The organism is Ignicoccus islandicus DSM 13165 (genome assembly GCF_001481685.1).
GTDB classification, from domain to species: Archaea; Thermoproteota; Thermoprotei_A; order Sulfolobales; family Ignicoccaceae; genus Ignicoccus; species Ignicoccus islandicus.
Genome location: NZ_CP006867.1, coordinates 1,235,129 through 1,247,368, shown reverse-complemented (window position 1 = coordinate 1,247,368; position 12,240 = coordinate 1,235,129). Strand labels below are relative to the sequence as shown.

General features: G+C 44.6%; 12 protein-coding genes and 1 pseudogene. 11 read left to right on the top strand and 2 right to left on the bottom strand.

What is annotated here, in order from left to right; genetic code table 11:
- Positions 1-30: 30 nt before the first annotated feature.
- Positions 31-1,014: an NAD(P)/FAD-dependent oxidoreductase gene (locus EYM_RS06940; protein WP_075050392.1), complete on the top strand. Its 984-nt coding sequence runs from the start codon at positions 31-33 to the stop codon at positions 1,012-1,014.
- A gap of 33 nt (positions 1,015-1,047) precedes the next feature.
- Here EYM_RS06940 and EYM_RS06935 read toward each other — a convergent pair whose 3' ends face one another.
- Positions 1,048-2,037 carry a hypothetical protein gene (locus EYM_RS06935; RefSeq protein ID WP_075050390.1) on the bottom strand — a complete coding sequence of 330 codons (990 nt, stop codon included), beginning with the start codon at positions 2,035-2,037 and terminating at the stop codon, positions 1,048-1,050.
- Between the two features lie 54 nt (positions 2,038-2,091).
- Between EYM_RS06935 and EYM_RS06930 the strand changes: the two genes are divergently transcribed.
- Together EYM_RS06930 and serS are read left to right on the top strand one after the other, a co-directional pair.
- Positions 2,092-3,633, top strand: coding sequence for a dihydropteroate synthase-like protein (locus EYM_RS06930; protein WP_075050388.1), 1,542 nt, complete (start codon positions 2,092-2,094; stop codon positions 3,631-3,633).
- Positions 3,634-3,654: 21 nt separating this feature from the next.
- Complete coding sequence (gene serS, locus EYM_RS06925) at positions 3,655-5,031, top strand: serine--tRNA ligase (RefSeq protein ID WP_075050387.1); 1,377 nt, start codon at positions 3,655-3,657, stop codon at positions 5,029-5,031.
- 2 nt (positions 5,032-5,033) lie between these two features.
- Here serS and EYM_RS06920 read toward each other — a convergent pair whose 3' ends face one another.
- Positions 5,034-5,393 (bottom strand): transcriptional regulator, encoded by a 360-nt coding sequence (locus tag EYM_RS06920; protein WP_075050385.1) that lies wholly within the window; start codon positions 5,391-5,393, stop codon positions 5,034-5,036.
- 76 nt (positions 5,394-5,469) lie between these two features.
- Between EYM_RS06920 and pdo the strand changes: the two genes are divergently transcribed.
- The 8 genes and pseudogenes from pdo (at position 5,470) to EYM_RS06880 (ending at position 12,189) form a co-directional block, all read left to right on the top strand.
- Positions 5,470-6,180 (top strand): protein disulfide oxidoreductase, encoded by a 711-nt coding sequence (gene pdo, locus EYM_RS06915; RefSeq protein ID WP_075050383.1) that lies wholly within the window; start codon positions 5,470-5,472, stop codon positions 6,178-6,180.
- Positions 6,162-6,248 (top strand): annotated as a pseudogene (locus tag EYM_RS08005) (4Fe-4S binding protein); the annotation flags it as partial. The gene pdo and the pseudogene EYM_RS08005, both read left to right, overlap by 19 nt.
- Positions 6,249-6,404: 156 nt before the next feature.
- The gene (locus EYM_RS08000) at positions 6,405-6,818 is read left to right on the top strand and encodes an HIT family protein (protein WP_075050656.1); all 414 of its coding nucleotides are present in this window, start codon (positions 6,405-6,407) and stop codon (positions 6,816-6,818) included.
- Between the two features lie 52 nt (positions 6,819-6,870).
- The gene (locus tag EYM_RS06900) at positions 6,871-7,941 is read left to right on the top strand and encodes a glycosyltransferase family 4 protein (protein ID WP_075050382.1); all 1,071 of its coding nucleotides are present in this window, start codon (positions 6,871-6,873) and stop codon (positions 7,939-7,941) included.
- 92 nt (positions 7,942-8,033) lie between these two features.
- The gene (locus EYM_RS06895) at positions 8,034-8,666 is read left to right on the top strand and encodes a hypothetical protein (protein ID WP_075050380.1); all 633 of its coding nucleotides are present in this window, start codon (positions 8,034-8,036) and stop codon (positions 8,664-8,666) included.
- Between the two features lie 17 nt (positions 8,667-8,683).
- The gene (locus EYM_RS06890) at positions 8,684-9,814 is read left to right on the top strand and encodes a 4Fe-4S dicluster domain-containing protein (protein ID WP_236943412.1); all 1,131 of its coding nucleotides are present in this window, start codon (positions 8,684-8,686) and stop codon (positions 9,812-9,814) included.
- The gene (gene nrfD / locus EYM_RS06885; RefSeq protein ID WP_075050379.1) at positions 9,814-11,220 is read left to right on the top strand and encodes an NrfD/PsrC family molybdoenzyme membrane anchor subunit; all 1,407 of its coding nucleotides are present in this window, start codon (positions 9,814-9,816) and stop codon (positions 11,218-11,220) included. The genes EYM_RS06890 and nrfD overlap by 1 nt, the downstream gene beginning before the upstream one ends.
- A 54-nt stretch (positions 11,221-11,274) precedes the next feature.
- Positions 11,275-12,189: a hypothetical protein gene (locus tag EYM_RS06880; protein WP_075050378.1), complete on the top strand. Its 915-nt coding sequence runs from the start codon at positions 11,275-11,277 to the stop codon at positions 12,187-12,189.
- Positions 12,190-12,240 lie beyond the last annotated feature (51 nt).

Here is a 12,240-nt window from a genome sequence, read left to right as displayed (position 1 = left end):
CCATCTCTCTTTCACAGTGGGAACGAAGCTATGTTGAGGTTGGGAGGAACTAGGAGACCCGTTGGAGGTAATTACGATGTAGTAATAATCGGAGCTGGTCCAGCTGGTCTAGCTGCTGGAATGTACGCTGCGAGACTTGGTCTGAAAACAGTAATTTTAGAGAAAACGATGAAACCGGGTGGGAGAACAGCAAACGCACCGGTGGTCGAGGACTACCCTGGTATAGAGAGAATAAGTGGAGAGGAACTAGTAGACAGGTTCTATAAGCAAGCGAAGAAGTTCAATGCAGAAGTAGTTTTCGGTATGGAAGTGGTAGACTTGGACGTTAGCGGAGACGTGAAAGTAGTTAAGACTAAACGAGGCGCGGAGTTCAAGGCCTATGCTGTAATAATTGCCACCGGCCTCTCTTCTAAAGGCCTAGGGATACCCGGAGAGAAGGAATACTTCGGTAAGGGAGTGAGTTACTGCGTAGTTTGCGACGCCCCGTTCTTTAAAGGTCAGCCAATGGCTTTAGTGGGTAACGACGATCACGCAATGGAAGAAGCAGTTTACATGACATCAATTGCTAGTAAAGTATACGTGATCCCCCACGCAGACAAGATTGAGGCCTCAGAGAGTTTCATGAACATCTTGAGGAACTCCCCCAACGTTGAAATACTTGAAGGGGCTAGGTTAGTAAAAATAGAAGGAGACGGTCAAAAGGTAACTAAGATAGTGGTTAAGCTTCCTTCCGGAGAGGAGAAAGAGATAGAGGTTAGGGCCGTCTTCATCTCTGCGGGCGAGGCACCAACTACTGAGGTCTTCAAGAGAGCTGGCATTGAAGTAGACAAGGCCGGATTCATCAAAGTCGATCCTAGAATGCATACGAACGTTCCGGGCGTCTTTGCAGCCGGCGATGTTACTGGTATAGGATTCCAGATAGTCGTTGCTGCTGGTCACGGAGCTACTGCGGCATTGGAGGCGTCTAAGTACGTCAAGCAACTGAAGAGAGTCAAGAAAGTACAATTAACGTAAATTTACAAGTTTGTGTCTATTGGAGAATATTACCTATAGAACAACAAGGGATAGCAAGGCCAAGAGAAGGGATACTGCGACGAAGAACGCGAATTCAGGATATATGTAAAGCGATTGAACGTTTCTGGAAGCGATCAACTTTATTTCTTCGCCATTTACATTAACCTTTAGGATAGGAGTACCTTTCAAGTATCCTATCAAGCTCTTACCCTTCCCAGGCTCTAAGGAAACCTCGGCAACCATCTTGTTACCTCTAACCTCGAAGTCGCTTCCCCTGCTCGTTCCAGAATATTCAATGCATTCCCTCGTCTCAGTAGGTAGCAAGTAGCTAACGTTACACTCCTTTTTAATGCACTGATACACGGGAGCTTTTTCAATACATTCCTCTTCGCAACTCACTCCCGCCTCGGGCGTGAGCTTACAAGTCTTTACCTTTTTAGAGCATACCTCACCTATAACTTCCCATTCAACGCACTTTTCTTCAACGCAAACATTATGGTACGAGACTTCACCCTTACCTTTTGAGCAGAATATCCAGCTCACTTCCCTTAAAGGTTCTCCTCCCTCAACCTCGACATCGACTCTCACTTGCTTCCTACAGTAATTAAAAAGGTTTATGGAAGTAACAGTCACTTCCCCTTGTAACGCAAAGAACGTACTCCTAGAGACTCCAGCTACAATGCAATTACCTATACCAATCGCGTACTTCGCAATAGGAAGTCCATTGAATTTAGCTTCCACCGTTCCCTTTAGGGGACCCACCAATTTCAAACTGAAACCACTTGCAAAACCAGGAAACCCCGTCCCCTTCGCTACGTATCGACTACCAAGTACGACAACGTTACCCGAGTAGCTGTAAACATGGGAACTAGTTTCAAACGAAATTTCATATTCTCCAATACAAGAAGATTCGTAGGATACTTTTACTAGAGAGTAGTTCCGAAAGGCTTGGACGTCTACTTGTACGTCAATGCAAGGGAAGACAATTACTGATAGAAGTAATATCAAAATAGCGACCTTCATGATTACCTTCGAGCTTTAATTCACTTGTCCTATTTCCGCCTTTCGGTAACCCCATTGAAAAGAGTTCTAATCGTAACCAGTAAGAGACTTGAAGAAACCGTGAGGGAAATAGTTTCGGAAGCACCGAACGAATATAGAATAGAAGTTTTAGGTTTGCCGGTAGACGTAGTAGCTCTCTTAACTCCGAACGCCCTCAAAAGGCAATTGTTAAGGGAATTGGGTAAACGGGGATTAGACGTCAAGTCTTTCGACTTTGTCTTAGTATCGGGAATGATTCCGGGGGACTTGAAACCGATATCCGAGGAATTGGGAGTTAAAGTATTGAAAGGCACTAAAACTTTAAACGAGTTAAAGGTAGCAATCAGGAAGCTGAACGAACTAGAGGACAAGCTAAGTTTCGATAAACCCTTGGAAGACGAGCTGAGGGAGTACGTCTTAGAAGAGGTAGCGAAGGAACTTCAATCGATCGACTTCGAGAAAGCCTTCGATTTGAACGGATTCGAGGTTCCCTTGAGACCTCCACCAGTGAAAGTGGTTGCTGAAGTGATGGATAAAGGCGATCTCGAGGAGAAACTCTCGAAGGCTTCTGAAGTAACTTCCTTCGTAGTAATTGGTTCTACCTCAACTTCCCCGAACCCCTCCAAGTTACCTTCGTTACTGAAGCTCGCGGAGAAGTACTTCAAAGTGGTCGCATTAGATTCCATGTTTTGGAAGGAACTCAATGAAGGGTGTAAGCTGGGCTTCGACGTTGCTTTTTCGATAGATAGAAGTAAGATAGGAAAGGTTAAGTGTGACGCTGTAGTTGTGATACCCGGCGATATAGAGAAGGGCTACTGGCCATCTAGTCCAGAGGAGAAGGTTAAATCCCTCCTAGAGAACTTGAGAGAAGTAAAAAGCGAGAAGGTCTTTATTGATCCCGTTCTCTCGCCTCCTCCCAATACGTTAGCATCGTTAATTGCCTATTACGACTTAAGCAAGAAAGTCAAACTCCCTCTTATAATGGGAATTAGTAACTTCACTGAACTCGTTGATTTCGATAGCGTAGGAACTAACGCGACTCTGATTCAGTTAGCAGCTGAATCGGGGGTGAGCTTGGTAATGGTCACTGAGGAGAGTGATAAAGCGAGAAGCTCTTGGTATGAAAGCGCCATTGCTTCAGTTATGTCAACAATCTCACTTCATAGAAAGACTCCCCCAAAGGACTTAGGAACAGATCTACTAATCCTAAAGGAGAAGAAAATAGATAGGTTGATCTACTTCGAAGAAGGCGAAGAAATAGAGGCAAGGGATCAATCCTTTCCTCTTGAGGAAAGCGTAGTTAGGATATGGATCGATGGAGATGGGGTGAAGGCGAGCGTCGTTAGGGGAAGAGAGAAGTACTTAGTAAAAGGTGATCCCTACTTGATTGGAAAAACGCTCATTGCAAAGGGGTTAGTCAAGGAACCTTCCCACGCACTCTACCTGGGTTGGGAGCTTCACAAGGCCTATTTGGCGTGGAAACAAGAAAAGAGTTACATCCAAGAAATGCCATTGAAATGCCCCAGCTCTAAGGAAAAGTGGGAGGAATTGAAGGAGTTCTTTAAAGGTCAACTGTAAGTAGGTGGTGGAGATAAGGCATTGCCATGGTCGATTCTAGAGGCCCTTAGGAACGATCCACAGAAGCTAATTGAGTCAATGAAGAAGAGATGCCTTGACCCTCGGCCGGTCTACGAAGCGATTGAAGTAGACAAGAAATGGAGAGAAGTATTACAGAAGGTTGAAAAGCTAAGGGCCGAGCACAACAAAATAACCAGATCTATTCCAAAAGCTTCTCCCGAAGAAAGGAAGAAACTAATAGAAGAAGCCAAGAAGCTGCTTGCACGAAAAGAGGAACTAGAAAATGAATTGAAGGAGCTTGAGAAGAAGAGGGAGGAACTACTACTCTCTCTACCGAACTTAGTTCATGAAAGCGTTCCTGAAGGCTGTGATGAGGATAGCAATCAACCCATTAGGTTTTGGGGCAAGCCTAAAGTATGGAAAGAGCACCTAGAACAGTTCAAGCACCAGACGGAACGGTATGGATTCAAGATTGAATACGAACTGTTAGATAACAAACCCATACCTCATGCCGATATGCTTGAAGAAGTTTTGAAGTTGGGCGACACCTTCAAGGCAGCTCAGGTGGCTTCATCGAGATTCTATTACCTATTCCAAGACTTAGTATGGCTGGACTTAGCTCTAATTCTTTATGCATTAGATAATTTAACTAAAAAGGGCTTCATCGCAGTCGAACCCCCTTATATGATAAGGTACAAGTATCTGATGGGAGTTATTGACATAGAAACCTTTAAGGACGCAATCTACAAAATAGAGGGGGAGGACTTATACCTAATAGCTACAGCAGAGCATCCCTTAGCTTCATATAAGGCAAACGAAATAATTGACGAGAAGGACTTACCGTTAAAATTAGTCGGGATTAGTCCTTGCTTCAGAAAGGAAGCTGGTGCGGCTAATAGAGATCTCAAGGGGATATTCAGGGTGCATCAGTTCCATAAGGTCGAACAGTTCGTTTACTCCAAGCCTGAAGAAAGCTGGAATATCTTAGAAGAGTTGATAAGGAACGCTGAGGAACTGGTTAGGGGATTAGGCCTACCTTATAGGGTAGTAAACATATGTGGAGGAGAACTAGGATATCCGGCAGCTAAAAAGTACGATATTGAAGTTTGGTATCCAGCGCAAGGTAGGTATAGGGAACTAGTTAGCGCCTCCAATTGCACCGACTGGCAGAGCTACAGGCTAAACGTTAGGTACAGGATAAAAGGAGGAAAGAAACACGATTACGTTCATTTGTTGAACTCAACCGCTCTCGCAACTACCAGAACCATCACTGCCATCCTCGAGAACTACCAATTACCAGACGGTAGAGTTGAGATACCGAAGGTTCTCAGGAAGTACTTGGAACCCTTTGAAGCTGCGCCCAAGGAATATATAGTTCCAAGGGAAAGGAAGCCTTGAATTTACCACTTTTCTGGCAATGGTATACATTCGAAGTTCTTCCATTTCCTCATTACGAGCCTGCAAGTGGCACACATCATGCTACTCAATTCTTCGGGGTTCGTGTCCCCTTCAGCTATCTTCTTAGCTATTAGCCTTATCATTTTCTCTATTTCTGGATCGCTTAAGAGTTTCTTTACTAAGTCGCCCCTACCTCTCCTGTCTTTCAAGTAGTTTGTTACGCTTGAAGGCGACGTGCCTATTTGTTTCGCTATTGTGTAGTTACTTAGCTTGTAATGGTTGTGTAAGTAATACACGACAGCTGCCCTAATTGTTGGTACCACTTCGCTAGCGGCTATCTCGCAGTGGGTTCTTAACAGCACCCTATATCTCCCACCTCTAGTTACTTACCGGTTTCTTCTTAACTAGGCGCTTTGAATGCCAAATGCGGGATAAGCAATGTCGTTCGAACAAGAATGGACGCCCGAGATAAGGAGTGAGTTAAGGGAAGTACTTGCAGATATGGTAAACCCCGTAGAAGTTTTAGTCTTCATAGGAGATGACTGTCCTTACTGTAAAGCGACAGTTGAAATGATCCAAGTATTTAGCGAAGAGAGTCCGAAGAAGGACGGTAAGCCATTGCTAACGTATAAAGTCTTTCACGCTGATAAAGATAAGGACGCTTTCAAGGAGTACGGTGTGGACAGAGTTCCTTCCGTATTGTTAGTTGATGGTTACGTAAGGTATACGGGAATTCCAGGAGGAGAGGAAATCAAGGGACTTATCGAAACCATTATAAGAATTTCTGAAGGAGAAAGCGGTCTAGATCCAAGCACGAAGGAGGGCATAGGTAGATTAGAGGGTTGCTTCTATATTGAAAACGTAGTCACGCCCCAATGTCCTTACTGCCCATATGCCGCCCTCCTAATCAATATGTTCGCATACGAATCTTATAAGCAAGGCAAGAAGTGTATTGTAGCCGATACCGTGGAGGCCTATGAGAACGAAGACATAGCTGACAAGTACAACGTAATGAGCGTCCCATCCATATCAATTAATGGTCACGTGGAATTCGTCGGAGTTCCCTATGAGGAGGACTTGTTAGCTAAACTAGTGGAACACCAAGGCGAAAGAAGGTGTTCGAAAGAGATATGTTTCACGAGACCCTAGCTTTAGTTAAGGTTTCGGATGAATGCGACGGATGCGGTAGATGCGTAGAGCTGTGTCCCTTTAATTCAATATCTATTTTAAACGGAAAAGCCCATCAAACTGCTCCATGCGCTCTATGCGGAATTTGCGAGATTGTATGTCCGTTAAATGCCATAGAACTAGTTCCTTTGGTCAACGTGAAAAGCTTTTCTTCCATTACACTACAGAGACTACCGGATGGTATCATGGAGTGCGTCTTCTGCAAGATAATAAAGGGCGAGCTACCAGCGAGGATAGTTTACGAGGATGAAGACGTAATTGCCTTCTTAGACATAAACCCAGTAGCTCCGGGACACACGCTAGTGGTCCCTAAAAAGCATTACAAGAACATCCTCGACGCTCCAGAGGAAGTGGTCGCAAAGGTATTCACTGTAGCCAAGAAGATTGCTGAAGCCTCGATTAAAGCGTTGCAAGCTAAGGGAGTGAACGTCTTAACTAACGCTGAAGAAGTGGCCGGTCAAGTGGTAATGCACTTCCACGTACACGTAATTCCTAGATACGATAAGAACGAACTTAAGTTCGAATACCCCGGTTACAAGTACAAAGAAGGAGAAGCTGACGAAGTAGCTAAGAGGCTTAGAAAGGTGCTAAACGCCTAGTGGCACTGAAACAAATTACGTTTCTTTTTCTTTCCTCAAAAGGGTTAGTTTAGTGAAAATAGCGTACGTAACGAGGAGATATTGGCCTTACGTTAAGGGAGGTTCCGAGAAGTTCGCTAAAAAGGTAGTTGAACGTCTGAAAGCCCGAGGTCACGACGTAAAAGTAGTTACGTTAGCTAGCGACAACAGTGAAGAAGTGATAGGGATAAGGGATCCATTCAAAGGTACGTGGTTAAGTTCAGTCTACTTCTCTATCATGGCCCCTATGGTTTTGAGGAAATTGAAGCCCGATGCAGTAATTGTCAATGCCTATTGGGCGGAATTTTCTCCTATTCTTGAAGAGTTTCCTACAATATACCTAATTCACGATGCTGGCTTATTGGAACTAAGTAGCTGGAAGTACAAACCAAAGTCGCTATTGATGAAAGCATCTGCAATGAAAAGCGATTTAGTGGTGGTCCCACTAAGCTATACTAAGAGGTTATTGGTTGAGAAATTGGGGATACCGGAGAGCAAAATTAGGGTACTTGGGGGAGAGGGAGTCGAGGGACCCTTTAAGTACGTCAAGAGGGATAACGGATTCTTTAACGTTGTTCAAGTAGCTAGGTTTGCACCGAATAAGGGCCAACTCGATTTAATAGACGCATTTAAAGAATCTCTAGCAAGGGAAAAGGCTAAGTTGTGGCTAGTTGGTACGATAAGCGACACGGCTTATTTCGAAAAGGTACTTAAAAAGGTTAGAGAAGTAAGAAAGGAATACGGCGACATCGTAAAGGTAGTTCCCAACGCTAAGAGCGTAAACCCTTACTACGAATTAGCCGACGTTTGCGTAAATCCATCAATTCACTCCGAAGGATTCGGTTTATCGCTAGTCGAATGCATGGCGTTCGGCAAGCCTGTAATTGCTTCAGAAATCTTTAAGAAAATAGGCACAATCAATGAGGAGGAGGCAATAACTTTTAAGGATCTAGAAGACCTGAAGGCTAAGTTAAGATACGTATATGAAAACTACAATGAAGTTCTCAATAAATACGGGATAAAGGGGCTTGAAAAAGCTAAGAAGTTAAGTTGGGATGAAGTTGTCGAAAAACTAGAGAAGTGGTTAAAGGAGATAGCTCGATAGCTCCATAGTAATAACCTACTGGAAGGTTAATTTTCAGAGGGTAAGTAATAAGGCATAAAACTAATACTCTCCCGTAAGGGAGAGGGAGGAGAATGAATCGCCTAACCGTTCTGACTATCGCCTTGGCCATATCAGTAGCTTTAGCGTCTTCAACCGCCTATACTCCAGCGTACCCTTGTACCTATTGTCACCTAAACATGAAAGTTAATGGAAATGTGAAAGTTTCTGAAGTGCACAAGGTTGACCTATCGAAAGGAGCGCATGCCGGACTCTACTGTTCTAACTGCCACGAGGTAGATAATCCAATGAAGTTGAAGAACGGTGAAATAGTAATTCCAATGAACCTAGCTACCAGAGAAGAAAAAATGAAATACAATACTTTGTGTGCTCAATGCCATCCCCGAACCTTCAGCGATTATCAAAAGCTGGTTCATGGAAACAAAACTATGACGTGTGACGGCGGTCAGAACATCCTTATTCTCGGCTATAAGGGATCTCCTTATTGGTTCCATCAATGTACTGATTACACGCACTTTACCAAGAAGCCCGCGAGGGCTTGTATTGAATGTCACGACCCTCACGATCCTGTCAAGTTACCGGACAGTATAATGCCTCCACCTTCCGATAGACCCGAACCTTACAAGCAAGACCTCATACAAACAAGTACGTTAATTTTGTTCGTCTTAGCGGCAATAGTCTCTGTAGCCGCTTACTTGAGGCACTGAATTGGGGGTGATGGGATATGACCAGTCAAACTAGGAGGAATTTGATTAAAGGTTTGGTAGCAGCTAGCGCCGTAACCGTCCTGACAGCTAAAAGGGAAGAGTTAATGGAGATGCTGGAACCGTTATCGAAGGAAGAAATAGAGACGGCTTACGGTGGGGCTGAGGTAATAGAAATAAATGGCGAGGAATACGCTGTTGCGAATTGGAACCCTTATAGAGTCCCCGGAAATCCCGAGAAAACCATTGAAAACCTTAAGGAATTAGCTAAGAAGAAGGAAGAGGATGCCAAGAAGAGATGCATGGAATCGGCTGAGAGCATCTGTAAGAGGTTGGGAGACAATTCTCCCGAATGTAAGCTTGCTAAGAGACATTGTCAAGAGATAAAGGTAAAGTGGACCTTGCCGAAGAAGGGAGTAAGGTATGCTATGGCTCTCGACCTAAATAGATGTATTGGATGTAGGAGGTGTGCCTACGCTTGCGTGCAAGAGAACAACGTCGACAGAACTCAAGGAATAGAATGGATAAAGGTGCTAAACTTAGACAGAGAGGAACTAGAACTCCTTAATACTAACATAGACTATACTCACGGTCCATATAAGGATAGAGTATATGTGCCAGTCGCTTGTAACCAATGTGAATACCCGCCTTGTATAATGGTATGCCCAGTTAGGGCGACTTGGCAAGAGCCCGATGGAATCGTAGTGGTAGATAGCTACAGATGTATTGGATGTAGATACTGTATAACGGCATGTCCTTACGGAGCTAGACACATGAACTGGAAGCCGGTAACTCTAGACGCGTTGACCCTTAACCCCAACATGCATGAATTCGGAAACGTTCCAAGAGAAGTTCATACGGTTGAGAAATGTACCTTCTGTATCCAAAGAAGTAGGAACGGCGGTACTACGGCTTGCGTTGAGATATGTCCGGTTGGAGCAAGGGCCTTCGGAGACATGCACAGTGAAGATAGCCCAATAAAGAGGATCATAGACGAATACGGCGTATTCGTCCTCAAGCCCTCGGCCGGTACGAAGCCGAGGTTCTTCTACTATTTCGGTCCAGCTAGAACGCCTCCTATAGACGCTAAGAACCCCCATTCATCAGATTGGTTAGGCGAAGAGAAGAAGGAATCGGGAGGTGAGGCCTAATGGTAATCGAAATATTGAGGACCATATGGTACTTCATAAAGTACTCGCTAAACGGTGGCTGGAGCCACTGGGCCTTCGCGTTAGCTATGGCAGTGTTAGCTGGTTACGGCTTAGGTCTATGGGCTGGCGTGCAAGCGGCACCAGCTATATATACTCAGTTAGTAAAGCACCTAGGATTCGATCCACATCTACTCACGCAACTAGGCATAACTCCCGACAAGGGAGGCATGGTCTATACTGCAATGAGCGATTCCGTAGCATGGGGTATGTACATATCGTTCTTCGTGTTCTGGGTCGGTGTAGCTGCAGCGGGCGTACTGTTCGGTATAGCTGCTTACGGCTTTAGGGATAAGGGATTCATGAGGCTGGCTCCACTGGCGGAAGTCCAAGCAGTGGCCGCGGTACTAGTTGCATTGACGCTAGTATTCGTGGACGTTGGTAGACCTCTAAGGACGATATTGCTAATGGCAGTTCCTATAATGGAGGGGCATCCACCTAACCCTAAGAGCATATTCACCTACGACTTCCTAGTGCTTAACAGCTACTTAATCATAAACCTAATCGGCGTGTTCCTAGCTGTGCACTGGTACAGGAGGGGTCCGAAGTACGAACCACCGAAGTGGCTGATGTACGCTTTCATGGTAATAGCAGCTCCACTAGCTATAGGTATCCACACAGTAACGGGATTCATTAGCCAAGCTCTAACGGCTAGGCCCATATGGTTAGGCCCATTACTGGCTCCAAGATACGTTGCTACTGCGTTAGCCGCTGGACCGGCGTTTCTCTTAATAGTTAGCATAATAGCAGAGAAGTTCTATAAGAACTACAAAGTACCAAAATACGTTTACGAGAAAACGCTGCTAGCCTCCGTTGCCGCTCTAATAGTGGGTCTCTACTTCACGCTATCAGAGACTCAAGAGCTCTTCTGGTACACTACGGAACCCGCTAAGAGGGCCCAAGCGATAGGTCTCTACATGGCCCCGTTCGTATGTAGTATCATGAAGCCCTTAGCCAAGGACTACCTAACCTACTTCGCAGGAAGCGACATCTGCCACTGGGGCTATCCTGGAATGGAGTACTTAGCTATGCTATTCTGGGCATGGGTAGTACTAGGTGTACTAGCTGCGTTACTGACCATCTTCGTACCTCCATTAAGGAAGAGCTACAAGGGCATAGTCTTCTTAAGCACGCTAATAATATTAGCAGTGGTGGCCGAAAAGACCTTCACTATAGTTATTCCTGGGTACGCCCCTGATACGCTAGGAGTGCTGAAGCCTTACTTCCCAACTCCTCTAGAGGTCGCGATAACCATAGCATCGCATGCAGTAGGTTTACTAGTATACGTATTGTTAGCCAGGCCGGTGTTAAAGGCCGTAGAAGCACACTACGGTCAAGGTCATCACTAAACAAAGTTTTTTAATTAGATCCCCTTTTTCACTTATCTTCGGGTCGCGTGGAATTTGAACATATTTGGTATACCTAACCAACCAGTTATGCCTCCTCAACCGAATTTGCAAGAATTAATGGGTTCTATAAGAGACTACGAAGCCCGGTTGAAGGGCATTGAGAAGAATTCGTGCTTACTTCTATTTAGTTCAAAGGTGGCTTCCGCGCAACCACTGGATTCAGTAGTGTTTGCCACACTCTTATCTCAGTACTTAAAGAAACTTAAGGATAGTGGCTGCGACAAACTTTGGTTTCACCTAACGGCCTTCGGAGGCGACATAAGGGTAACTGAATTAACGAAAAAGCTCATAGAGGACTTATCTTTCAGCAAGGTTAACGTTATAGCACCCCTTAGGTTAGGGGCAACGGCGTCTCTCCTCTCTTTTATAGTCTACGACGAGCTATACGTTAATTCCAATACTATAGTTGACCCATTTAACATTACAGTTAACATAACTACCCAAGCGCTCGATCTAAACACGTTCCTTGAAGTAATGGACTTCTTGTTAAAGAGTCAAAAGCAAATGAACGAAGTAGAAGACGCGATAAGAACTCAAGCTTACAGTATGCTCCTATCTAGTGGTGCCCTCTTCGGCTACGTTGAAGCGAGTAAGGAGATGAAGTTCATAAGATACATTATAGACAACTATATCGCTCCTAAGTTAAAAGTTCACGAAAGCGAGTTCGAAGAATCCTTCTTGGGAGGAGACAAAATGGTAACCCCAGTAACGGGTTTGAGACTCAAAGAGATTCTAATCAACGTAAGGGTAATGGATAGAGAAATTCCGGAGCTATCTAAAGCGAGTTTCGAAATAGAAGAGAAGGTTCAATCGTTCTTTGAGCAGACCGGAGCTACGGGCTTGCTAGCCACCTCCAACCAAATGACCACATTTAACGGTGCACCAATACCTCAAATCAAAATAGGTTGATCTGAGTTGAAGGTAGGATGGAACGACCTTTTTACCAAAACGTTCTTCGCT